Source organism: Cyclobacterium sp. 1_MG-2023 (assembly GCF_030546805.1).
Taxonomy (GTDB): domain Bacteria; phylum Bacteroidota; class Bacteroidia; order Cytophagales; family Cyclobacteriaceae; genus Cyclobacterium.
Window position 1 is genome coordinate 31,488 of record NZ_JAUOPC010000011.1, and the last position, 25,301, is coordinate 56,788.

The 25,301-nt window shown below is 38.6% G+C and carries 20 protein-coding genes; 10 read left to right on the forward strand and 10 right to left on the reverse strand.

The features are described 5' to 3' along the window. Positions 1 to 58: 58 nt before the first annotated feature. From Q4534_RS17025 to Q4534_RS17050, 6 genes are all read left to right on the forward strand, one after another. On the forward strand, positions 59 to 1,390 hold the full coding sequence (locus Q4534_RS17025; protein ID WP_303614352.1) for a sorbosone dehydrogenase family protein: 1,332 nt from the start codon (positions 59 to 61) through the stop codon (positions 1,388 to 1,390). Positions 1,391 to 1,636: 246 nt separating this feature from the next. Then, positions 1,637 to 2,446 (forward strand): sugar phosphate isomerase/epimerase, encoded by an 810-nt coding sequence (locus Q4534_RS17030; protein WP_303614353.1) that lies wholly within the window; start codon positions 1,637 to 1,639, stop codon positions 2,444 to 2,446. A 321-nt stretch (positions 2,447 to 2,767) separates the two neighbouring features. Next, on the forward strand, positions 2,768 to 5,566 hold the full coding sequence (locus Q4534_RS17035) for a DUF6797 domain-containing protein (protein WP_303614354.1): 2,799 nt from the start codon (positions 2,768 to 2,770) through the stop codon (positions 5,564 to 5,566). A gap of 400 nt (positions 5,567 to 5,966) precedes the next feature. Next, positions 5,967 to 6,872: an isochorismatase family protein gene (locus tag Q4534_RS17040; RefSeq protein WP_303614355.1), complete on the forward strand. Its 906-nt coding sequence runs from the start codon at positions 5,967 to 5,969 to the stop codon at positions 6,870 to 6,872. 130 nt (positions 6,873 to 7,002) lie between these two features. Beyond that, positions 7,003 to 7,488, forward strand: coding sequence for a hypothetical protein (locus Q4534_RS17045; protein WP_303614356.1), 486 nt, complete (start codon positions 7,003 to 7,005; stop codon positions 7,486 to 7,488). 930 nt (positions 7,489 to 8,418) lie between these two features. Beyond that, positions 8,419 to 9,618, forward strand: coding sequence for a 6-bladed beta-propeller (locus Q4534_RS17050; protein WP_303614357.1), 1,200 nt, complete (start codon positions 8,419 to 8,421; stop codon positions 9,616 to 9,618). A 182-nt stretch (positions 9,619 to 9,800) separates the two neighbouring features. Here the strand turns inward: Q4534_RS17050 and Q4534_RS17055 are convergent, their stop codons facing one another. From Q4534_RS17055 to Q4534_RS17065, 3 genes are read right to left on the reverse strand one after another with little or no spacing between them, the layout of a single operon-like run. Next, a complete protein-coding gene (locus Q4534_RS17055; RefSeq protein WP_303614358.1) occupies positions 9,801 to 10,601 on the reverse strand; it encodes a YgcG family protein in 801 nt (266 codons plus the stop codon). Positions 10,602 to 10,607: 6 nt separating this feature from the next. Beyond that, positions 10,608 to 11,042 (reverse strand): TPM domain-containing protein, encoded by a 435-nt coding sequence (locus Q4534_RS17060; RefSeq protein WP_303614359.1) that lies wholly within the window; start codon positions 11,040 to 11,042, stop codon positions 10,608 to 10,610. A 12-nt stretch (positions 11,043 to 11,054) separates the two neighbouring features. Continuing rightward, positions 11,055 to 11,645: a LemA family protein gene (locus Q4534_RS17065; RefSeq protein ID WP_303614360.1), complete on the reverse strand. Its 591-nt coding sequence runs from the start codon at positions 11,643 to 11,645 to the stop codon at positions 11,055 to 11,057. 881 nt (positions 11,646 to 12,526) lie between these two features. On the opposite strand from Q4534_RS17065, the gene Q4534_RS17070 reads away from it, so the two are divergent. Further along, entirely contained in the window at positions 12,527 to 13,861 is a 1,335-nt protein-coding gene (locus Q4534_RS17070; protein WP_303614361.1) for a 6-bladed beta-propeller, read from the forward strand. A gap of 268 nt (positions 13,862 to 14,129) precedes the next feature. Here Q4534_RS17070 and Q4534_RS17075 read toward each other — a convergent pair whose 3' ends face one another. The 6 genes from Q4534_RS17075 to Q4534_RS17100 form a co-directional block, all read right to left on the reverse strand. Further along, positions 14,130 to 14,426 (reverse strand): addiction module antidote protein, encoded by a 297-nt coding sequence (locus tag Q4534_RS17075; protein WP_303614362.1) that lies wholly within the window; start codon positions 14,424 to 14,426, stop codon positions 14,130 to 14,132. Further along, positions 14,423 to 14,728, reverse strand: coding sequence for a type II toxin-antitoxin system RelE/ParE family toxin (locus tag Q4534_RS17080; RefSeq protein WP_303614363.1), 306 nt, complete (start codon positions 14,726 to 14,728; stop codon positions 14,423 to 14,425). The genes Q4534_RS17075 and Q4534_RS17080 overlap by 4 nt, the downstream gene beginning before the upstream one ends. A gap of 436 nt (positions 14,729 to 15,164) precedes the next feature. Next, the gene (locus Q4534_RS17085; RefSeq protein WP_303614364.1) at positions 15,165 to 16,187 is read right to left on the reverse strand and encodes an aldo/keto reductase; all 1,023 of its coding nucleotides are present in this window, start codon (positions 16,185 to 16,187) and stop codon (positions 15,165 to 15,167) included. A gap of 11 nt (positions 16,188 to 16,198) precedes the next feature. Then, on the reverse strand, positions 16,199 to 18,046 hold the full coding sequence (locus tag Q4534_RS17090; RefSeq protein ID WP_303614365.1) for a TonB-dependent receptor: 1,848 nt from the start codon (positions 18,044 to 18,046) through the stop codon (positions 16,199 to 16,201). Next, positions 18,036 to 18,473: a phosphoribosyltransferase gene (locus Q4534_RS17095; RefSeq protein ID WP_303614366.1), complete on the reverse strand. Its 438-nt coding sequence runs from the start codon at positions 18,471 to 18,473 to the stop codon at positions 18,036 to 18,038. Before Q4534_RS17095 ends, Q4534_RS17090 begins: the two co-directional genes overlap by 11 nt. 51 nt (positions 18,474 to 18,524) lie before the next feature. After that, positions 18,525 to 19,055: a hypothetical protein gene (locus tag Q4534_RS17100; RefSeq protein WP_303614367.1), complete on the reverse strand. Its 531-nt coding sequence runs from the start codon at positions 19,053 to 19,055 to the stop codon at positions 18,525 to 18,527. 711 nt (positions 19,056 to 19,766) lie between these two features. Between Q4534_RS17100 and Q4534_RS17105 the strand changes: the two genes are divergently transcribed. The 3 genes from Q4534_RS17105 to Q4534_RS17115 all read left to right on the forward strand — a co-directional run bounded on the left by Q4534_RS17105 (position 19,767) and on the right by Q4534_RS17115 (position 22,726). Further along, a complete protein-coding gene (locus Q4534_RS17105) occupies positions 19,767 to 20,354 on the forward strand; it encodes a DapH/DapD/GlmU-related protein (RefSeq protein WP_303614368.1) in 588 nt (195 codons plus the stop codon). A 538-nt stretch (positions 20,355 to 20,892) separates the two neighbouring features. Continuing rightward, positions 20,893 to 21,801: an NAD(P)/FAD-dependent oxidoreductase gene (locus Q4534_RS17110; protein ID WP_303614369.1), complete on the forward strand. Its 909-nt coding sequence runs from the start codon at positions 20,893 to 20,895 to the stop codon at positions 21,799 to 21,801. Between the two features lie 109 nt (positions 21,802 to 21,910). Then, on the forward strand, positions 21,911 to 22,726 hold the full coding sequence (locus Q4534_RS17115; RefSeq protein WP_303614370.1) for an ROK family protein: 816 nt from the start codon (positions 21,911 to 21,913) through the stop codon (positions 22,724 to 22,726). 70 nt (positions 22,727 to 22,796) lie between these two features. On the opposite strand, the gene Q4534_RS17120 is transcribed toward Q4534_RS17115, so the two are convergent. Next, a complete protein-coding gene (locus Q4534_RS17120; RefSeq protein ID WP_303614371.1) occupies positions 22,797 to 25,184 on the reverse strand; it encodes a hybrid sensor histidine kinase/response regulator in 2,388 nt (795 codons plus the stop codon). Positions 25,185 to 25,301: the final 117 nt, after the last annotated feature.

A 25,301-nucleotide genomic window follows, 5' to 3' on the forward strand; every position in this document is an offset into this window, starting at 1 on the left:
AGCTACTGATGTATTGGGGTATCTTTAAACTTCAACCTACTAAAAACCATAATTAAACATGAAATATTCAAAGTTAAATTTTCTTTCAGCGGCCTTAGTTTGTGGAGGCCTGCTATATGGCTGTGGAAGTTCTACAGAGACAGAAACAGAAACAGATTCTCCATACCTTACAGCAGATGAAGACCAAGGAGGCTTGGACCTTCCTTCAGGTTTTCAATCCTATGTTATTGCTGAGGACCTAGGTAGGGCTAGGCATTTGGCTGTTAGAGATAACGGCGACATTTATGTTAACCTAAGAGAAGCCAATGAGCAAGGAGGGATTGCAGCCCTCAGAGATACTGATGGAGATGGAAGAGCAGACGAAATCAAGTATTTCGGTGATTTTGGCGGTACAGGTATGGCTTTTTACAATGGAAACCTTTATGCCTCAAATGATAGCACTGTTTTTCGATTTTCCTTTGCCAGCGAGGCCTTATTGCCTGACAATGCATCCTCACCCGATACCATAGTTGCAGGACTTCCTGTGCAAACTTCTCATGCTGCGAAATCCTTTACTTTTGATGATGAAGGATTTTTGTATGTCAATATCGGTGCCCCGTCCAATGCTTGCCAAGAACAAGACAGAAGCAAGGGATCCCCAGCCATGGACCCCTGCCCATTACTGGAAAGACATGCCGGTGTTTGGCGTTTTGATGCAGAAAAGATTGGCCAAACTCAATTAGAGGATGGCTATAGGTTTTCTACAGGAATAAGAAATGCTGTAGCTTTAGAATTCAACCCCTTCGACGGACATGTATATGCAGTACAACACGGAAGAGATATGTTAAATGGTTTGTTTCCTGACATGTATACAACAGAAGAAAGTGTGGAGCAACCTGCAGAAGAAATGTTTAGGTTGAGTGATGGAGCAAATTTTGGATGGCCATATTGTTATTATGACGGAAAGCAAAACAAACGATTGACTGCACCGGAATATGGTGGAGATAAAGAAAGTTCCGAGCGATGTGAGGGAACAGTTGCTCCTGTGGCCACATTTGCGGCCCATATGGCACCCAATGACCTTTTGTTTTACACAGGGGATCAATTCCCGGAGCGTTATAAAGGAGCAGCCCTTATTGCATTCCATGGCTCTTGGAATAGGGCTCCTTTGGGTCAAAAAGGGTATAAGGTAAGTATGCTTCCATTCCAAAATGGTTCTCCAAGTGGGGAACATCAGAGTTTTGCAGATGGCTTTGCAGGAGTAGATGAGATAGAGGCTCCTAGTGATGCCAAGCACAGGCCTACAGGTCTAGCGATGGCTCCTGATGGAACAGTAATTATTTCTGACTCAGTTACCGGGAAGATCTGGCGTGTATTCTATAAAGAAGACAATACAATGGCGCTAAAATAAGTTTAGTGCAATACAAGAATTGATAGGATATTAAGAAAGGGAAATGTTGGTATACATTTCCCTTTCTTTTTTTGGATGGTCTTATAATTAAAGCAAATCATCCGTTTGCTTCAGCAAGGCCGGGTTGGTAGATATTCTTTGGCAGCTGTTTTTTAATGAATGCTAGATTTTCCTTAAGTCATCATTCAAAAACATGGTATAAAGCCATAAATTGCACCAAATTTATACATAGCATAAAAAAGTACGATGACAATTAAATTTTATGCCCCACTTTGGGGAAATACTTTGGCTTTTGAAAACTTCTGTAAAAATGTGAAAGAAGCGGGGTACCATGGGGTTGAAATGGACCTTCCTCTGGAAACCAAAGAGAGAGATCATTTGATGGCCATACTTAAAGACCATAATTTAGAATTGATTGGACAATATTATCAATCCTTTGAAGCTGACCCAAAAGAAAATTTAAATTCCTATGAAAAATATTTAAAACACTTGATTGCTGCGGAACCAGTGCTGATCAATTGTCAAACGGGTAAAGATTATTTCGATTTTGAAGAAAACTTACCTCTTTTTAAATTGGCAGACAGGCTTTCCAAGGATTCAGGGATTCCGATAACCCATGAAACTCACAGAGGAAAGTGTTTGTATGCAGCACCAGTGGCCAAACGCTATTTTGAATGCCTACCGGATTTACGTATTTGCTTGGATATCTCCCATTGGTGCAATGTCCATGAGTCGTTGCTTGAAGACCAGGGTGAAATTGTTAATCTGGCCATCTCGAGGGCAGATCATATTCATAGCAGAGTAGGGCATGCAGAAGGGCCACAGGTAAATGATCCCCGTGCCCCGGAATGGGAAACAGCACTAAAGGCTCACTTGACTTGGTGGGGAAAAGTAATTGACCTACACAAGGAAAATGACAGGGACTTGACTATCTGTACAGAATTCGGTCCGTTTCCTTATATGCCTACCTTTCCTTTCTCAGAAAAACCCTTGGCGAATCAATGGGAAATCAACGTTTATATGATGGAATTGTTAAAGGAACGATTTCAGATTTAGGAAACCCGTTTAATGGGATGGATGATCTACTCTTTGTTTACCATAAAAAAATGCAACGGATTATGTACCATTAATACCATGTCCGATACCTATTATTTTTTGTAATTCACAGTTTTGGGTGTAATTTCAAGGCTGGTTAATTTAGGGTAAATCTAATTGAAATAAAATTCGGTAAAACATCGTATTCTAAAAGGGAAGTTTGCTGCAATTCACCAAATACGAAGACCTAAGTAAAACGTCTAGGATGATGTCGACCATAGGAATAGCCTTGCCAGGTAAAAATAAATTTAAAATCCATTTGCTAATTCGCTTATTATAGAAATGAAACATTCAAAGACTGTTGCTACTTATTTTTTTCAACGACCGAAATTTAAAGGTTTTTTCGGTACACTTTCCCTAATACTAATGATGGTTTCGGCCTGTGGTGAAGCTGAAAAGGAGGAGCTGATAACTTCAGTGAATTTTGACGAACAAAGCTTCGCTCCATTTGTGGAGCCTTCATTTCCTTATATTACCACCTCTTTTGATGGGAGGAGTTTAGGAGAGGGCTTTCCCGAAGACAATATTTCCGGTCGTGTATTGGCCATAAAACTTGGCAATGATGCTTATGCTTGTTTTGATACCGACATGCTGCGTTGGTCTGTAGCTTGGACAGGAGAATTTATGCCCATGGTAACCATGGCACAGGTTTCCTATGCAGAGTTTCACAACAAAGGCAACCAAATACCAACAATAGGAGGAGATCCCAAACTTGCCACAGGAGCTTATCCAGGTTGGGCAATAGGGCAAGCAACTGTCAAAGATCCCAGAAATCCATCACCTCATCCTGACAGTCCCAAATGGGGAGCAATACCTGCGGAAATTGGCAGGTATGAAGGAGTTTATCCTATGGATGACAAAGTGATTCTTTCTTATACAGTAGGTGGGGCACTTGTCTATGAATTACCCGGTAGTAAGCTCCATGAAGGCCTGCCTGTATTTAGCAGGAGATTTGCCATTGCACCATCTGAGGAGAAAACCTTTTTAATGGCGGCTGAAATAACTGACATCAGCAAAGTAGAGCAGGAGGGAAACCTTGTATTGGTTTATCATGGTGACAAGGTGACAGCCATGGGATTAGCGAAAGGAAGTGAAGGGGTAAGTCTTTCTGTAGTAGGAAACAGGTATTTGGTGGCAGAAGTTGCTGCACATTCTTCCACAGTAGATTTTGAATTGATGCTTTGGAATGGGGAAGCGACTGAAAAAGATAAATTTGCCGGGGCTTTGAACCAAGAATTGACAGCAATTCCCGATTTTGAAAATGGTAACAATGCGTACTGGACAGAAGAGGTGTTGACCCAAGGGCAGATTTCTCCTGATACTGCGGCCTTTGTAACAGATCGATTGACCTTGCCTGTTCCTAACCCTTGGAATAGAAATGTAAGAATGGTTGACATAAGTTTCCTTAGCGATTCTGAGGCTGCCATGGTTACTTTTGAAGGCGATGTCTGGAAGGTGGCAGGGATCAATGAGTCATTGGACCGTCTTGTATGGACCAGGGTTGCTTCCGGTTTGTACGAACCGCAAAGTATTGAAGTAGTCAATGGAGAAATCTATGTATATGGAAAAGATGGAATCACCAAACTTCATGATTTGAATGAAGATGGAGTAGCAGATTTTTACGAAAACTTTTCCAATGTGATGGCCCAGTCTATTGAAACACGTGAGTGGGCAAGTGACATGGTGGCTGACCCGAAAGGTGGTTTCTATGTGGCCAAATTTGGGGCCTTGGATATGGGGCCGGAGGCATCCTCTCCAAAAGCCTTAATGGGATTTAGGTCGGCTTCTAATGATGATGGTTCCATACATAAAATTTCTGCTGATGGTAGGAACAAAGAACAGTTTGCTACAGGATTTAGGGGCCCTTATTTGGGAATACATCCTGAAAAAGGATGGTTGACAGGTTCTGATCAGCAAGGTCATTATATGCCTTCTACCCCTGTAATGTTGATTAGAAAAGGAGATTATTTTGGAGTTCCTGCCACTGCGCATAGAGAACCTATTCCCGAAACCACTCCTCCAATTACTTGGATTCCTCACAGTGAAGATCGATCAGGAGTGGGGCAAATTTGGGTGACTTCTGACAAGATGGGGCCTTTAAATGACCAGATGCTGCATTTATCTTATGGCCGTCCCGGGCTGTTTGTTGTGAAAGTAGACAGCGGATCTAATACCGTTCAAGGCGGGGCTTCTGTCATTCCGGGCAATTACCCGGCTCCTTCTATGAAGGGAGATGTAAACCCGGGTGATGGAATGGTTTATTTTGCTGGTTTTTCATTATGGGGTCATAATTCTGAAGAGTTAAGTGCCTTACTTAGGTTAAGGTATACCGGGCAAGAGAGTTTGTTGCCTGAGGATTATAAGGTGAGGGATGGTGGAATCCTATTGAGGTTTGGCCAAGCATTAGATGAGGAAACCGCAACTGACTTGGCCAATTATCAAGTCAAAAGATGGAATTATATGCGAACGGAAAAATACGGTTCCGGACATTACCAATTGGACGGCTCAGTAGGGGAGGAACATCTTCCTGTTTTGGCAGCCCAATTGTCTGAGGACAAGAAGGCGGTATTTCTAGTTGTACCAAACATTGCTGTGGTCATGCAAATGGAGGTAGCTTTTGATTTGAAAACTGCAAAAGGTACAGCATGGTCTGACAAGGTTTGGATGACTGTAAATGAAGTGAATCAACCCTTACTCAAAGCAGAAGGATTTGCCGATTTCAATCCATCCGACTTGATAGACAACTTTGATCCGGCCTTACTGGCGACCAAGGAAGAAGGAACAGCAGATGCCATAAAAGGCAAAGAAATATTCTTAAAATACGGATGTATTGCCTGCCATGCAATAGACGATAATGTAGCCGGGAAAATCGGCCCTAGTGTAAAAGGACTTTATGGCGCCAAAAGAGAGTTTAAAGATGGCACTACTGCAACCGCAGACGATGCTTATATCAAAGAGTCGATCGTGGATCCGGGTGCCAAGGTTGTAAAAGGCAGAGAAGGGGAGATGCCTTCCTTCCTAGGTCTATTATCTGATCAGGACATAGAATCTGTTATTTTGTATTTTAAGACATTGAAATAAGAAAGTATAGATTATCCAAATCAATTGCGAAAATCCATTTGAATTTTGGACGCAAATTATATTTAAAAAACGCACATAAATTTATTATGTGCGTTTTTTTATGACTTGACTGCTTTGACAGATACTCTTAGCCTTTTGGTGGCCCCTTTCCCTGGCCACTGAAGTTGGTAATATTACTGGGCTAAAGCCATAGGTTTCTCATCTCCCATCTAATCTATTCAATCCTTATAAAACCCTTTCAATTCCCCCGTGTTTCGGTAATAAGTTTCAATCTTAATAAAATTGAATTGCAATTCATCCTTGATTATCAGCCTGTTCCAAAGTAAAAAAATGCAGAAATTCCAATGTATTATATTTTAAAAGGTTAAAGAATTAATGTAAATTGAAGGTAAAAATCGCCATGAGACCATTATTCTATTTGTGTAGCCTTTGTTTGCCAATTTTAATTTTAAGTTGTCAATCAACTCAGAAAGAAAATAAAAATCCTCACATTGAAAATGAAGAGTCAAAATTGACAGTTAACCTAAGAAAAATGGTAATGTCGGAGGGTGAAGAAAATGGCTGGGAAGGGATTGAGTATACAGAAATATGGGATCCTCAAAAAACAGCCATTATTGTTACCGATATGTGGGACAGGCACTGGTGTGAGAGTGCTACTGAAAGAGTGGCAGCTATGGCACCGGGTATGAATAAAACCTTAACAAGGGCAAGGGAACTTGGCGCTACCATTATTCATGCACCAAGCGGAACCATGGATTTCTATACAGATACACCTCAAAGGAAAGCTGCCATAAACACCCCCCTGCATAATGCACCAGAGGGTTTCCCAATCGATGATTGGTGTAACTTGGATAAGGAAAAAGAAGCTGCTTTACCCATAGATGACAGTGATGGTGGTTGCGATAAGCCATGTGCTGATGGTGATCCATGTGAAGAAATGACGGCTTGGTCAATGCAGATTGCTACCATTAGGATTGAGGACAATGATTTTATCACTGATCAGGGGCAGGAAGTTTATAATATTTTGGTAGAAAACAATATAGACCAAATAGTGGTAATGGGGGTTCATTTAAATATGTGTGTATTGGGAAGGCCTTTTGCCATACGTCAGATGGCGAACCTTAATAAAAATGTGGTATTGATGCGGGACATGACAGATACCATGTACAACCCGGAAATGGCACCTTATGTGAGCCATTTTGAAGGAACCCGTCTGGTAGTGGCCCATGTAGAAAAATATTGGGCACCGACCATGTTAAGTTCTGACTTCACCGGAGAGGCAGCCTTTGCCTTTAATGAAGAGTAGTAAGGCAAATAAGAGGGTTCTGGTAGATATTTAAAAACTGATCGAGAATAAATAATTTTACAAGCACTTTGTTGTCATCTAAAATATGGGAAGCCATTTTCAAATGACATTACCTTAAATTAGTTCTAATATGCAGTTTATTCCAATTTCAATAGATGATTATGTAAAAAGACACTTGAAAAACAATCCAAATGAAAAAGAAAAAGATTTAAGGCAAGGACTTAATTTCGCTTTAGAAGCTTTTAAAAAAGGAGTTAAATGTTCTTGTGGAAATGACATTTGGGTGATTGGCTCAGCGGCAGTTGGAAATAGCTGCTTTACATGTATTACCGGAGAAAGGTACCCTAAGGATAATTATGAAATCGAGTCAGCAATTAAAAATGAAAGCAAGGGCAACAGACGAAGACACATTGACGATATTCCACCCTCTGAAATTAATGGTTTTTTTGATGATGATGGATATGAAATAAATATGGATTTAATTCAAAAACCGTCCTTATGCCTTACCTGTATCAATAATGATAATCCTAACGAAGAATTACTTTGCAATATGACACGCCATGACCAACAAAACGAGCATGAGTTTATTTGTTTTGCTTATAGAAAAAAGAAATAAATGGAAAAGTTAATACAGTTATCCTAAGCTCATTAAGGCTGGCGATAAATTTTGTAGCGAATCAGTGCTCATTCCAAAAACTACCTTTGGCTTATTAAGGTGGCCTATTTTTACTAATATCGACTAGCTGTACTAAGGAAGTTAAATCGGAGGGAGATCACAAAAGTGTAATCCTGCTAACCGTACACATAATCCAATAACGTTAGGGAAAACTAGCTGAATTTTTTTGGGCATAAAATTAACTAAATATGGTTGAAGATTAACCGGTTTCAAACTTAAAGAACAGTATTTTAAAATGATTTTTTACCCGCCGTATAATGGGTTTCTTTCGTTTGTGGTATTAAGGTGAAATTAGTAGGGATAGGTGATAGGATAAAAGCAAAAGAATTGGTAGTGAGTGCGATGATATGCTCGTTAAAGCCTATACAAGCAAAGGGATTGATGGATGTTAACATAAGAAACAACCTGAAGGAATTCTTTGGAATGGGAAAGTGTTTTGTAAAAGGAAAATTAGGTTGCGGTGTATTGGGGCATTAAAATCTAATAAACAATTTTTAGAAATATTAAAGTACTTAATAGATCCGAGTGTAATAATTCTATTTAAAATAAATTAAATTTAGGTGTTATTTGTTTAAGGGGTGACTTAGTTTATTTGATCTTTATTTTCCTAATTTATTTAATTGTTTTTTTTTAATGATTATAATTACTATATTTATAGTAGGTTTGATTTAAGGAAAATAATATACTTTTATCCTAAGTTTTTTTACTTTAAGTAAATGTAAGAAAGCTTTTATTTAATGAAATTATTTAGTACCCAATCAAGAGTTAATAAGAATTAGAAAAATAGGATTAAAAAGTCTGATTTGAAAATATTTAATTATTCTACATAGTTTGTAGAGCAGTTATATTACTCCTTTAATAGATATGATTTTGAATAAACTCATACCTTTGCTTATAGGTTGCATATTATTACTTCTTACAAGTAGCTGTAAGCAGGAAGTTAATACGCAGGAAGACCCTAGAGGTGTAGCCTTGGTAACTGTGGACCTCTCCGAATCCAGATCCGGTAAACTGTCTGAATTTTTTGAGCCAGAAATCAACTATATATGGCTGGAAGATAAATTGGATGAGGCACAACTTAATGCCGGCTTACATCAAATCCGCTTTTATGGAGATAAAATTTATACCCTTGATATTTACGGATGTAAGTGCATTTCAATTTTCAATATGGAAGGGGAGTACTTGGGTAAGATTGCTGCTTATGGTGAAGGCCCCGGTGAATTTCTAGAATTTGATGCTTTGACATTTGTAAATGAGGAACTGGTTTTGTTAGGGGTTTATCCTAGAAAAATCATGTGGTTCAGCCTGGAAGGGGAGTTTCTACGTGAATTGACCTTAATAGCCCCCTTTGGTCCGGGTGTGTTTTCTGAATTTGACAACCGCTATTATTTATACAGCTCGGCTAGAAATACAGGGGAATTTTTTATTCAAACCTTGAATGAAAATTTGCAGGATACTATTAATTTCTTGCCATACTATTCCGAAAGGCTCGAAAGTATGATGTCCGGTAGGAATTATTTTCAAAAAAGTAAACAATATCTTTATTTTGGGATGACCTTTCTCGATACCATTTATCAATTCCATAATCAACAATTGGTCCCCAAGTTTGTATTCGATTTTGGGAAGTATGGCCAAGACTTGGAAGAATTAAAAGGCTTGGGAATAATGGACAGATCAAAATTTATGTCTAGCCAAGCTAAACTTTATTTCCTAGGTCGATACCATGTTTCCGAAAAACAGCTTTACACCATCCTTAGTTTTGAAAAGAAGGTTTACAATTTATTTTATGACAGGGAGAAATCACAATCCCATGTGATTGAAGGCAATCTAATCAACGATATTGATGAAGGGCATGATTCCGGCCGGATATTTTATGTATTCGAACCGGGAAAAGTAGGGATAAGAATTACTGGTAAAGACCTTTATCAGGCATTGGTGGAAAAGAAAAAGCAGTTGGGGAAGGAAGAATTTGAGAATTGGGCTAAAGGTAAGGGAAGAGACTTTGCAAAAACAGCTTTGGCGGCAAAAGACTCAGAAAACCCGGTGCTTATTGTTTATAAGCTAAAATGACCTTTTTTTCTTCTGGAGAAGTGCCACTATTGATAAAGTATGTCGGTAATTGTGATCAAAATAGGAAACCTGAATGGGTTTAACTATTGAAGTAACAGGTATCAGACTGTGAAGTAATGAATTGATAATCAAACGACCTTGGCGGTATTGATGCATTAATTGCAGCAATACCGCCTAAATTCTTACCAGCTCCCACCGGCGCCACCACCACCAAAGCTTCCTCCGCCAAAGCCGCCGAAACCTCCGCCGCCTCCGCCACCAAAGCTGCCTCCTCCGGAAGAAAAATCACCGAATTTACCTCGGCTACCTCCAAGCATATTGGCTAGCAATAAGGTGGTGAAGAAATCCACTCCGCCTCGTTTTCCTCCCATATGGTTGTTGTTGTCATTTCGGTTTCTGATCAGGGTAAGGATCACAAAGCCAACGATCAATATCAAGAAGAGGGGTAGGCCGCCACCGGGATTGTCTGAAGAACCCAGGTCCTCTGCTTTATACTCTCCGGAAGCTAGTTTGAAGATCATATCAGTGGCCTGATCCAAGCCGGTATAATAACTTTCTGTACGAAAGTTAGGCACGATCAACTGCTCTACAATTCTTTTCGCCAAAGCATCCGGAATCGCTCCCTCCATTCCATAACCTGTGGCGATAAATACCTTTCGGTCCTTCATTGCCGCCAGAATAAGTACCCCATTGTCTTTGTCTGCTCTACCGATTCCCCATTGATCGCCCAATTGAAACGCATAATCACTAATGTCATAAGGTCCAACAGAATTGATTAAAACGATGCTTACCTCAGAAGAGGTACTGTCATTATACGCTACTAGTTTGTTTTCCAGCTGTTGAACTTCGTTGGCTGAAAGGGTTTTTGAAAAATCATTTACCAGGCGAGGAGGGTTTGGTTTTTCGGGAAAATCCCCCTGTGCCCGGCTAGCCAATGAAAGCACCAATAATACAAAAGAAAGGAAAAGCTGTTTTTTAATCATGATGTCTTATTCAAAGGATATTTCGTCAGGGAGCTCGTTGATGTCTCCTTCATGGTCATAAGGGAAATGTTGTTGCAGTTGCTTGCCGGACATTTCTATGCCTTTTCTAAGCCCTTCAGTATAGGCTTTAGCTTTGAAATGAACGAGCATTTCTTCCTTAATATTTTCCCAAAAGTTTTCAGGAACCACCTTGTTTATTCCGGCATCACCGAGAATGGCAAATTTATGGTCAAGCACAGCAAGGTAAAACAGCACAGCGTTGCGTTGTGCTGTTTTATGCATCTTGAGTTTCTTAAACACTTCAGCAGCTCGGTCAAGTACATCCCCTTTGCAGTGGCTTTCGATGTGCACTTGAATTTCTCCTGAGGTTTTCTTCTCGGCATTCCGAATGGCTCCTATGATGATTTCCCGGTCTGCTTTACTAAATAAATTTTCTGCCATGATAAGCGTTTTTTAAAATTCTACCGTTGGGGCATTTTCTGATCCAGCAGATGCTTCGAAATAACCTTTGGTTTCAAATCCATACCATCCTGCAAACATATTATTTGGGAAAGTTCTCAGGTTGGAATTGTAGCTCTGCACAGATTGATTGAAATTTCTCCTTGCTACGGCAATCCTGTTTTCAGTGCCTTCCAATTGGGCCTGTAGCTCAAGAAAGTTTTGGTTGGCTTTCAAGTCAGGATATCTTTCTACGGCCACCAGTAACCTGCTAAGAGATCCGCTCAGCTGGTCTTGTGCATCCTGGAATTTAGCAATGTTTTCCGGGCTAAGGTCATCGGCCTCCAAGTTGATGGAAGTGGCTTTTGAGCGTGCTTCGATCACATTTGTCAAGGTTTCTTGTTCAAAGTCAGCATATCCTTTCACTGTATTGACCAAATTTGGAATTAGGTCAGCTCTTCTTTGGTATTGGGTTTCTACTTCAGCCCATTGACCATTAATGGTTTCTTCGGTTTGTACAAAGGTGTTGTAAACACCTACCGCTTTGGAGTATACAAGGAACCCGATCACTGCGATGATGGCTATAGGAATTAATATTTTTTTCATGGTATGAATATTTTTAAAACAATGAAGGTATATGACGTAAAATTTGGTTTGAAGGTTTCCGGAATAGTTGTTTTTTAAAGAAACTTAATGCAAAATGAATAAAACACCTCAATTTTAAACAGGTGATTGTGTAAGATTACCAGGTGAAAATCGCACCTAAACTTTTTACATAACACTGAAACAATTCCAATTCACTCAAATACCCTATGACAGAGGAGTATTCTTTCTTATTAGGATTTCTTTTTAAAAACAAAGGTACCATATTAATTGGAGAAAATGCCCATAACATATAAACAACAAATATTTGATTACAGCTGCCAAATTTCAAGCCTTCTCCGGTCGCAAATTAAATACCCTATTGGGTGGCTGAGCTTGTCGAAGTCAACGGAACAGGAGTCAAAACCCGCTCGAGGGTCTTCGACAGGCTCAGACATTGAAGACAAGGACTTCGAAAATTCGCAGTGTATGAGAGGAGTTGAAGACTTAGCAATTTTCTATAATTGGCCATTATAACCTGATCATTTCTAAAGTTTATTGTCATTCCATATAAAGCTGTAATTGCAAATTACAGCTAGAGGGTTCAATGCGTGATAAGTTGAGGCCGCCAAAGTTGTAATCAAGTTTACTGCGTCTGCAAAAGCAAAATGTCACCTATATATTTTAATACCATAATAAATTGATTTTAGAATTCATCAACACCTAATAATTTAGTATTATTGTAGATGAATGGGTGCATTCTTGCAATAAATTCTATTTAAGCTGACTTTAAAACTCCTTAATTGTAGGCTTTTAAAAACCACCTTGATTTGGGAAATCACATGAAATTCGATCGAGTACTCTCTGGCTCATTAAATATTTTGGTAAGTTATAAAAATAATATCATGATTACATCCAAAGACCATAAAGGGATAAAAATGAGAATCAATGCTTTTGTAAATCTCTTTTCTTCATGGCAGCCTCAAGACTTTCCTTTCTATGTTACCTTAGCATCGATCTGTCCTTCTAAAGATTCCAATTTTTTTAATCTTAGGTTTCAGTTTTTGTTAAGTTCATTTTTGCTATTGGCTAGTAGCTGTCATCAAAAAGCAGATATTGAAAAACAGGAGGGAAGTGTGGCCGTGATCCAAGTGGATCTTTCACAATCCCGAACTGGCAAGTTATCTGAATTTTTCGAGCCTGAAATCAACTATATATGGTTGGAAGATGAATTAGAGGAAGCACAATTAAATTCCAATTTACAACAAATAGTATTTCATGGAGATAAAATTTATGCCCTCGATAATAACGGGTGCAAGTGCATTTCAATGTTCAATAAGTCAGGGAAGTATTTAGGGAGAATTGGCGCCTATGGAGAAGGTCCAGGAGAGTATCATGACCTTGGCTCGCTGATAGTTGTAAATGAAGAATTGGTCTTATTGGAGGGGTTTAGTGGAGATATAATGTGGTTTAGTCTCGAAGGAGAGTTTCTGCGTGAATCGAACTTGAAAGGTTTTTCCGGTATAGGGGTTTTTTCTGAATTTGACGAACGCTTTTACTTCTACAACATTGCTAGAAACTCTGGAGAGTTTTTTGTTCAAAGTTTGAATATGAAATTGCAAGATACCATTAATTATATGTCATACCATCCTGAAAGGTTGGAAAGTGGGATGACAGGTAGAAACTATTTTCAAAAAAGTAAACATCACCTATATTTTGGAATGACTTTTTTAGATACCATTTATCAATTCCAAAATCAACAATTGGTCCCCAAGTATGTATTTGAATATGGGAATTATGGCCAAGACTTGGAGAGATTAAATGGAATGGAAATAATGGAGAGAATAACCTATATGAATACGCAAGGAAAATTTTATTTTCGAGGTCGATACCAAGTTTCCGAAAAACAACTCTACACCATTCTAAGTTACGAAGGTGACTTTTATAACCTCTTTTATGCCCAAGAGAGTTCAAAATCAAATCTGATTGAAAGCGTGATAATCAACGATATAGATGGGGGTTTTAACGTACCTATGCTACCTAATGGTTTTGCACCCGGAAAATTAGGGTTTACGATGCCTGGGAAAGCCTTTTACCAGGCATTGATGACAAAGAAAAAGCAAATGGGACAGGTTGAATATGAAAGTTGGGTTAAAGGCGTAGGTGCAAATTTGGCCAAAACTGCCTTTGCTGGAAAAGTGTCTGAAAACCCAGTGCTTATCGTTTATACGCTAAAGTAATTGCTTTTTATTCAATTGCTGATATGGCTTTACTTATGATCTGATAGTTTAATGAGAATAGGGAGCCTAGAAAGAGAGAAATTATTAGAACTACGGGATTTTTTTTGGGAGTAAATTTATTGTCCGATTTTTTTAACTAAGATGAAATAAAATAAATTAGAGGTATGTAGGTGACGTTCTCCGTCAATGCAAGGGCTAGGATTACTTATTTCGGTTTATTTATGTATTATATCCCGAAGCAATCCCATGATTAGAAGTGATTGCTTCGTCATACCTCCTCGCAACGAAGTATAGGGCTTATTTGAATTTTGCTACCAACTGCTTTCAAAACTTTCATTATTGTCGAAAATTGGGGTTTTGCTCCGGCCGACAAGGCTTTGTACAAACTTGGTCTGCTCATTCCTGTTTCTTCCGCAATTTTGCTCATTCCAATCGCTTTTGCAATATGTCCGAGGGCTACAATCACATCGTCAAAATCACCTTCATCCAATATGGAATTTAAATATTCGGCAATCATTTCGTTGCTATCCAAATAGTCTGCTATATCAAATTTTGTAGTTTTCATTTTGAATTTTTTAAATTATTCCAAATGTTTTTGGCCTTCTCGATGTCTTTTTGTTGGGTTGATTTGTCTCCGCCAATCAGCAGAATTATTATCTTTCCATCCGTTTCCTTGAAATAAATTCTGTACCCCTTTGCGTAATTTATTTTCATTTCATTAATACCATTACCCACAGGTTTACAGTCTCCAAAATGGCCTTCATTTTCAAGTTTTTGGATTCTGAACAGGATTTTCGCTTTAGCCCTTAAATCCTTTAATCTCTTCAACCACTTGTCAAATTCTATCGATTTTTCAATAAAATACATTTAGTCGATGTATTCACTTGGATACAAATTTACTTGAATTTTTTAGAATACAAAAATCCTTCGTTGGTTTCTGGTCTATGTCAAAAGGAACCATAATGCTCTGTTTATGTTTCAGGTAGAAGTTAATAAAATAATATGAGCCTGTCGAAGCCTGTCAATTCAAATATGTATCTAATCATAAATCCCCCTTTGAAGAAAAGGGAGAGTTCGAGTTTTTACGATTTACGAATGCGAACTTGATTTTTCATTTCCTCAGCCCATTACAATAATACAAAATCATTAAAAAATTCTCGTTTTCGCAACTCCCCCTTCAAAGGGTCGCAGTGCTTTCCCAGCAGAGTCGGGAGGGATTTTTACGGGATTGTAAACCTGTACCAATATTTGAAAAATAATCTGTAAACTTTTTTTAGGACGAGACAATGAAAAACTATAAGAATTAAACCTTATAATACTCCACCAATTTCCCGTCAAAACCGGATACGCGGCTTATCAGTTCCTGTCGTTTTTTCTCGTCAAAGGCTTTAAAGTTTTTGGCTAAATCAATCTTTTCGGTGAGCATGTCTGCATTGTCTGCTCCGGTTACCAATACACTTATTGGAAGGGACCATGAAAAATAGATGGCTTCCTCTACTGTCAATGCATTGGGAACAATTCGCGGTTTGTCACCACTGTTGAAATGGGTGGTACCTCCAAAAAAGCCACCATTTGCCAAGGTTTTCATGGCACAGGGTGCCATTCCCTTTTCGATTAGTTTTGGCATCACATTGGTGATAAAGCTCTTATAATTCGGGTCAAAGGCATTGATGGGCATCTGGCAGGCTTCCAACTGATCGGTGCTTTCCAACATTCTCAAGTGAGCATTGTAATCGGAATGACCTGAAAAACCGATGTGTTTTACTTTCCCGCTCTCTTTTGCTTTCAAGACATAGTCCAATACACCATTTTTTAACCTATTATCCACATCGCTTGGACTGGTTACAGCGTGAATTAACCAAAGATCTATATAGTCTGTTTTCATCCGGCTAAGGGTGCCTTCTAAATGTTCCTGGGCGGTTTTACCATCTCTTGCCGTGGACTTGCTTTGAATAAAAGCAAGGTCCCTATATTTGGGTGTAAGAAATTGGCCATACCTTCTTTCACCTGTTCCACGACCGTAAGATTCTGCATTGTCAAAAAATCGGACTCCACCTTCCAGCGCCCGTTCAATTGTCTTTTGAGCTTCATTTTCACTCATTCGGGCGATATGGGCTCCTCCCAGGCCCAGCATGGTGACAGACAAACCGGATTTCCCAAATTTCCGCTTGGGAAGCAAGTCTCCCAACCTATCCCGCATATAGGGACTGGGAATGGGCTTTCCTTCTGCATTGATACTGGTAAGGGGCAACATCATTCCGGCAGTTAATCCGGCCAAGGATTTTAAGAATGTCCTTCTTGGGTTATTAAGATTGTTATTTTCCATGATTGATAGGGTTAAAATTTAACTTGAATGCCAGTCATTACATTGATTCCCGGCATGGGAAAACCTTTTTCCAGCTGATATGCTGTGTTTAATAGGTTTTTGCCAGCGATATAGGTACTAATTTTAGGGCTTATGGCATACATGCTCCTAATGTTTAATAAGGTGTAATTTTCATTTGCATCTGATTCGGTAAGGCTGTTTCGGAGTCCGCTGATGTGGCGAATTGACGGAATAATAGAAAATTTATTTATTTGCAGATCCCCCTGAAGGCTCAGATTGTGTTTGGGTGCAAACAAAATGTTCTTATCTACATCCACATAGGCATAATTGAGTATGACTTGCCATGATTCTGCAGTTTGAAAGCGGATTTGACTTTCAAGCCCTTTGTTAAGGAAACTTCCTGAATTGCTGCCAATAGAAGGGGTGGCCATGGGGTTAATTTGGATTAGATTGCTGCCTTTGGCCATAAAAGCCATGAGTTCCAGACTTAGTTTGCTGTCAAGAATAAGGGTTTGAAAACCTGCTTCATGACTCCACAGTTCTTCAGGCCTCAAAGATTCATTGGATGTGGGAAACAAATACAGGTCTACAATGGAGGGACTTCTAAAGGCTTTGGAGGAGGAGGCCTTGAGGGTAAAATTTTGCCTTAGCCTATAAGCAAGACCGAAGCCGGGAAGTAGTTTTTGGCCATACTGAGAGTTACTAACGCGGCGAAGTCCAGCATTGAAACTGATTTTTTCTCCCAAGTCTTGCTGGGCCTGCAGATAAAGATCTGTTTCATGAATGGTGAATTGCGTTCCCAAGCCAACTCGGGCAGGGGGAGGAAGTGTTTCATTGAATGCCTTTCCACCATAGCGTTTATAATCAATTCCCACTGTAAGTATTTGTTTTGGAAGCAGGCTCAGGTTTTGGTAAAAAGTGATGCCTTGATTTTGGTCTGTAGATGAAAATCCGGTTTGAAATGTGTGCTCGCCAAAATTATGAAAGAACAACAGTGCCCCAGAAACATTTCCCCAGTCGTTGCGAAGAGAAAGTGCAGCCCTACCTCTTAAGTATTCGCGTTTATCTGTCTCCATCGGGGCAGCGGTAGGTCCCGGCTGATAATAAGTTGCATCAGCCAATTGCATATCTCCGGAAAGGGAAAGATTGGGACTGAAGGCGTAGCCCATTTTGAGGTAGCCGGTAGTGTTTTTAAAGCTGTCTGCCGCATCGGTTCGAAAACCGGCTGTACTGTTTCTATTGACAGCTATCATGGAATGGAATTTACCCTGTTTATATGATGCATGGGCATTTCCCAAAAAAGTCCTATACGAACCATAGCCTAAATTTGCGGATCCGTTCCAGCCTTCTTTGCTTGCCTTTCGGGTAATCAGGTTGATGGCTCCCCCCATGGCGTTAGAGCCATATAAGATAGCGGCAGCTCCTCGCTGTACTTCTACTCGTTCTATGTCCGAGGCACTATAGGCATCGGCTATGGGGTGAGCAAAAATGCCCATGTATTGAGGCTGTCCATCGATCAATACCAAAACCCTATTATTGGGAGTGCCACTAATCCCTCGAATGCTGATATTGCCTCCAGAACCCGGACCTACTCCAAAACCGGTAATGCTACGGTCATTGAGTAAAAGGCCAGGAACTTGATAAGCCAATAAAGGCAGCACGTTTAACTCCCCCGAACGGTCAATGGTTTTCCTGGAAATGGTGGAGATGGAGGCAGCTATTTTGTTTTTCTGCCGTTCTATTCTCGTTCCCGTGACCACGGCTTCATCCAAGGCAACAGTAAGGCTATCCTTTTCCTGAGCCAATAGAGAGCTGGAGTAAAAAGTAAATAACAAGCCTATGATGGCACTAACTTTCATAAATAAGGGATTTAGGGGCTGGGTTCCAAGGCCACTGCACACAGGTCTTTATATTTGGAAAAAGAACAAAATCAGCTTTCCCTTTGAGTACAAATGTATTTACAGAATAATCCTTTAATGTTTCTTTCAATAAACCCAAAGTTTTTCCGGAAACAGCTACATCATCTACCAGTAGTATACGGCTATCTGATGGAAAAGAAGTTGGGAATAGGTCTAAAAATTCAGGGGATTCCCGAATGGGTTGGTTCTTGTCATTTCTATAATTTACCGATGCAATGTATAGCGGAAGCCCAAGTTGATGAGCCGCCAGACCGGCAGGTACAATTCCACCTCTGCCAATACCTACAACAATGTCAGCCGGAGGGAAGGAAAAGCCGGACAAGGCCTTGCTTATCTTAGTAAAAGGTAACGAGACTTTTGAATCCATGTATATTTGTTTTTAAGATGAGCTTAATTTAAAAACCTTTATAGATATAAATTAGGCCTCTTTTCTCTGATTGGGAAGGTACTTTAAGCACAAGACGTTGATGACAAATAATATCACAATACCAACAACAGCATTGCTTAAAGAAGTGCTGAAAAACTGTACCGGGCTGGCCTCGATTAGGGGAATGAAAATCAATACTGCTGAGGAAATTGTTTTGGTGCCTAAATAGGCCAGAGGTGCAGCAATCCATTTAATAATTCCTTGAAGTAGGAATACATAGCTCAGCAAAGTGAAGATTACAAGTTCAAACGTAAGTATGCCCATTAATCCCCAATGGGGATTGCCGGATAAAAGGAAGTTTATAGGGGGTGCCAAAGCGGCCACGATTAAGGCTACAGGTAATCGATAAGCGATTAAAGCTACAATGGGCATATAAAACATGGGCAATAGATATGCACCCATTGGAATCCCATTGAAGGGAGGAGCAAGGTGAACTAGAATTGGCAGGGCAATGGCTACCAACAATACCCAAGCGGTTGTTTTTAAAGTGGAACTGTAGTTTGAGTTTAGGGAAAGTTGCATGATTTATCAAGGTTTAATTACAGGGGATTATTTAAGCAATCGTAGAAAATGAAGCAACCGAATAGGAGCTTCTATAAGCACTTGATTTATATGTTTTAATTTAATGAATTCTTTTTAATCCTCCAATTATTGAGAATATTTTACTGTATAATGACAAAATTACATGTAAAATTAATGGTTGGGTGTCAAGAGGTTCTCTTCCAGAGGCAGCTGTCTAAGCCGGCAAAGAGACGCTGTCTGAACATCTCGAAGAGACACATATTCACATATTTCATTCCCTTGGCAGTTCTGTTTCAATGCATTTATTGGAAGTGTAAAAATAGGTTAATTGCTAAGTAGAAGTGATCCAGGGCCTTGTTTCGTCCATTTACCATGTGGGTCCGGAAGATGGAATCATTAATTTCATAGCCAAAGTCCTACTTTTTTTAATGCCCGAATAGTCATTCATGTAGGCGACGGCTGTAAACCGAAAAATCAATTTGGTACTGGTATTAAAATCAATAAGTTTGACTTTTGATTTTATAATAGAAATGATTCTTAGGAATTGATTTATAATTACTTTACAATTGGTAGTCGGACATTAAAGTGTGTTTATAATTGAAAGGATTGAATTGATAATTTTATTCAGATAAAATCAGGTAGGCGCTCAAGAAAGATCTTGAAGGAATAATTTGTAATCAAATGGATATGCTAAATAAATTAAGGTTCTTTTTGAAATTAAAAAATGTTTATATCCTACCAATGCTCAGGGTAAGCAAAAAATTTATGGTTTATAAAAAATCAGAAGTGAGCTTAGCGAAAACATCAAAAATAACCCTTAAAAAGGCTTTTTATTTTAATGCAAAATGGACTAAAAATGATCCTTTTCCATCTATCTTAGCAATGCATGAAAATTCAAAATTGGTAGTTCACGGTGAATTTTCAATTTATTCCGGAAGCAGAGTTTATATAAACAACGGAGCAAGTTTAATATTGGGTAGTGGTTATATTAATAACAATTTTAATTTGTCTTGTTTTGAACGGATTGAAATTGGGGATGAGGTAGCAATTTCTGAAAATGTATGTATTAGAGACGCTGATAACCATGTTATTACAAGCTCTGAGCATAGGCCTACGCAACCAATAAAAATTGGTAATAAGGTATGGATTGGTATGAATGTTACCATATTAAAAGGAGTTACTATTGGAGATGGTTCTATCGTTGCGGCTGGGGCTGTTGTCAATAAGGATGTGCCTGAAAGGTGTCTGGTAGGTGGGGTACCGGCCAAAGTACTAAAACAAAATGTGACCTGGAATTAACTCGAACGCACAACTCCGTACATTTTAACCTTTGAGGATGTTTTCACCTATGCTTAATTTATGATTTACTGCCAATCATCGGATGTGGTGTAGATTTCCCTCTTAAATAAAAGTTAAACAATAGATGCGATAATATGAGTGCCGCCTTGACTACAAAAATATCACTCCTCAAGAGTTTTTATCACCGGTTGGATTAACGTATTAATAGAACCGTACTCGGCTGGGCTTCTAATTATTTATTTGCGATGTGCCTACATCCTTCGGCTATTTAGGTTCCAACCTATTAAAATAAGCTTTATTTCCTGTGATTTGAAATTGGAGGGTGGATTGCCAATTCTGTTGTTCCCTTTTTAATGTTGCCCTTGATAGGTAATTACGATTTATTAATGCAACTATGTTGCATTAATATTTATTTTCACTACTTTTGTTCAAGGTATTAGTTAAATAGAGGCAGGGAGAAATAGTAACAGGCTTTTGATCGGATAATTATGTCCATTATTTTATGTTTCCCCGGGCTGCCATCGTAAAATTCAAACATATGAAACCAACAACAGATTTTGAAGTAATCATTATAGGAGGTAGTTATTCAGGACTTTCCGCAGCGATGGCATTGGGGCGTTCTCTTAGAAATACGTTAATTATAGATGCGGGAAAACCTTGCAACCGTCAAACACCTCATTCTCATAATTTTTTAACGCAGGATGGTAGCACACCTCAGGAAATCGCGGAAATTGCCAGGAATCAGGTTGCGAAATATGATACTGTGGAATTTTATGATGGAATGGCAGTCGGCAGTAAGAAAGTTGAAAATGGATTTGATATTACCACAAGCCGGGGAGAAACTTTCCACACAAAGAAACTATTACTTGCAACGGGAATAAAAGACCTAATGCCGAATATAGAAGGTTTTGCTGAATGCTGGGGTATATCCGTAGTTCATTGCCCTTATTGTCATGGCTATGAAATTAGGAATCAAAAAACGGCAATTATGGCCAATGGGGACACTGCAGTTCACCTAGCCTCTTTGGTAAATAATCTTACTAAAGACCTTACCATTCTCACTGAAGGGAAAATACCATTTGATGATGAACAGCTTGATAAGTTATTTAAACAGAACATCAAAATCATTGAAAAAGAGATTGTAGCAATTGACCATAAGGCAGGATATCTGAAAAGTATCCGGTTTAAAGACGGTTCTGTGGAAGCATTTGATGCTGCTTATGCTTCCATTCCATTTGAACAAAATACCTTGATTCCCGAAGAATTAGGTTGCAAACTTACAGAACAGGGATACATTGAGGTGGATGAAATGGGGAAAACTACTGAGGACGGAGTTTTTGCTTGTGGGGATTGCAGTACGATGATGCGCTCAGTGGCTACAGCAGTCTACAAAGGAAACATTGCTGGTGTTTTTATCAACCATGAGCTAACGCAGGAAAGTTTTTAGTTGGATTGAAGCATTTATTGGTATAATAACAGTGTAGTTTCTATCTTCGGAAACCTGCTTAGCTATAGTTGTTGTTGAAGTTTTTGGCTAAGCCTTAAAGTAGATCAAAATGAATGCTGTGAAAGTCGGAATTGATTTGGGTGGAACCAAAGTGTTAATCATTGCAGGGGCACTGGAAGTGAGGTTTAAAACAGGGCCTAATTTTAAACCTGCAGATTTGGAAAAAATCATCAAATCCTTTTTAGATAAGCATGACTTAATACCTGTAGGAATTGGCCTGGCCATACCGGGTTTATTGAGCAAGGATGGGGAGGTTGTATCTTGTGATGTTTTGCCACAATTTAAAGGCTGGAATGCAAATCTCGCGTTAACAAAATTTAGCCCCGTTGTTAAGGCGGTAAATGATGTCAAAGCTGCCTTCTTTCAGGAATTTAACCACTGCAGGAGTGGCTATACCGGTGGTTTGATCATGGTAGGGACAGCCGTAGGTGCGGCATTTATTGTGAATGGGAAAATTCTCTCCGGTGCTTCAGGATGGGCAGGAGAGTTTGGTTATTTCCCCTTAGTAGTCGATGGTGAAATTAAGCGAATAGACACCCTGTGTGGAGGAAGTTTTTTAGCCCAAAAGTTGGGCATTTCTGCCAAAGAAATGGCTGATTTAGCAATTGAGGGTGATGAATTTGTACGAAAAGAAATTGATAAGGCCGGGTATTTTTTGGGGATAGGTATTGCAGGATTGATCAACCTTTTTAATCCCGAAAGGATATCAATAGGAGGAGGAACAGTTGATTTGCCGGGGTATTGGAAGGGGATTCTAAAAGGGGCAAGGGAAAACAGCATTCCTGAGTTTTGGGCTGATGATTTATTAATTAAAGTAAAGGATGGTCCTAAAGTTGCAGCACTTGGCGCAATGACTTTGCTTTAGATTTTATTGGGATTTGCAATTTTTTTTTGAGCTTAGTTTATTTCTATTTATAGTCAACCTTATTGTTTTTTTATAATAGGACCTTTTTGATTTTATTATAAACTTCGTCTTTTTTAACGGGCTTAGTCATATAATCGTCCATTCCTATTTCAAACACCTTGTTTCTGGCTTTTTGTGTTACATCTGCTGTCACTGCTATAATTGGGATTTTGCTGTTTATAGCCCCACTTGCTCCGGAACGAATGGCCTGAGTGGCTTCATAGCCATCCATCACAGGCATTTGTAAATCCATCAAAACCACATCAAAAGCTTGTTCCCTTAGCATTTCAACACCTTCTAGTCCATTGTTTGCAATTTTAAAACTTGTATTGGCCCATTTTCCCAAAATTACTTTCAATACCATTTGGTTAAGTGCATTATCTTCTACGATAAGAATATTTTTATTTTCCAGATCAAATACTCCTGTTTTAGCAAAATCATAAATGTCCGTTTGTTCTCCTGTCTCCGGTAGCGAATAGTTTAATTCCAATGCAACTAAAGTACCTTTTCCTTCTTCACTTTGGATATCAATTTTGCCCTGATGTAAATCTACTAGGGCTTTAACAATACAAAGTCCTAATCCTAAGCCACCAAATTTCCGCTTGTCATTATTCTGTCCTTGGCTAAATGATGCGAAAATACTTTCTAATTTTTGTTTTTTTATCCCCACTCCGCTGTCCCTCACTTGTATTTTTAATTGGCATCGGTTTTCATCTTGTGATTTGGCTTCAACCTCGAACTCAATTTCACCTTGTTGAGTAAACTTAATTGCGTTTTTCAAAACGTTTCCAATCAACTGTTCGGTTCGTCTTTTGTCACCATTGACTAGTTGTGGGATTATTCCAATTTCTTTAAAGTTGAAATCAAGACCTTTGTCTTTTGCTTGGGTCGCATAAGAATGGGCGATTTGATTAATCATTTTTCTCAGATCAAAGGCTGTATCCTGAAGTTTTAATTCTCCTTTCTCAATTTTGGAATAGTCGAGTACATCATCAATAGCGCCAAGTAAACCCAAAGAAGAGTAATGGATTACCTCAAGGTCTGAACAAACAGCATCGTCTTTACTTGTTTCTTTTATGGATTCGGTCAAACCGATGATAGCATTTAATGGAGTCCTCAATTCATGACTAATATTGGATAGAAAATAGGATTTAATTTCATTGGATTCCTCAGCTTTTTGCAAAGCGATCTCTTGGTGTTTTTCCTTTTCCGATTTTAAAAGCTTGATTCGATTAGACATGGCTAAAGAGAGGAAAATTATTTCTAAACCTGTGCCTATTTTAGAAGCATTTTCAGTAAAAAAAGAATTAGGTATCAAACTGAAATTGTTAAAGATCAAAATAATAAAACCTATGGTAAAACTGAAAATAGCTAAAGAGAAAAATAAGTCAATTTTTTTACCTTTTACATAGCCAAAAATCACAGTTGAAATTAAAATCAATAACAATATAAAGCTTAAAAGATTTACACTAGGGTAATAGAACTGTTTTCCATCCGGATAAATAACTACTAGTGTGATGAGGATCACTAAGGTACTTAACATTATGTTGAGTCCCTTATTCAACGTATTACTCCAACGTTTTACATTGGTATAAATCTGTGCATACCTACCAAAAGCCATGGCCGAAAGTGTAGCAGAAATCAATATTGCATTTTTATTAAGCCATCCGGATCTTGGGTCAATGTATTGGAAAAAGTAGCCATCCAAAGACATATGAAGAAGCCCGACAGATAGCACATAAATGCTGTACAATAAAAAACTTTTTTCGCCTATTCCGAAATAAAATAGCAAGTATACGGCACCTGCAAGTAATAAAATGCCATAAAAAACTCCGTGAAATAGCTGGTTTTGGTAGGTACTTAATACCATACTCGTGGAGCTGTGGAGTTCCAATGGTAGATTGATTACTTCTCCATCACTTATATATTGAATATATATGTTATAGGTTTTTCCCGGATCCAAATTGAGGGGAAAAATTATTTTTCTGTGCGCAAAACTCTTATTGGCAAATGGAATAAGGTCTCCATTTTTCATTTCTTGGACAGGTTCTCCTGCTGTAACCATGTACAAATCCACAATATCGGTAACGGGTCTTCCTGTTTCCAGAAAATATTGTAAAGGAATCTCTGATACATTTTTAATGTTAAACCTTAACCAGTACTTATTATTGGTAAAGCTAAGGTTAGTAGAAGGTCCGGTTATTGGATCAAATTTCAGTTTATTTTCATTGGCTAAAAATTCCTCAAAAGTAAAATTGCTGTCTCCAACATTTGCGATTTCCGCATATTGATAAAGAGAAGTGGAGTGATAGTTTTTGTTGTTTTGAGCATTATATGGCTTTAGTCCATATGAAAATGCATTAACAGAATAAAAAAATGTAATTAGAATAAAAAAACAAGCTTTAGTAAAGTAAATCATGTTAAAACAAAAGAAATGAATTTAAATTAAGTTAAAAAACAACTAAATACCTATTAATTTGTTTGAATTATTATCGACTTAAACCTGATAAATTGACAATTATGATAAATAATTTTA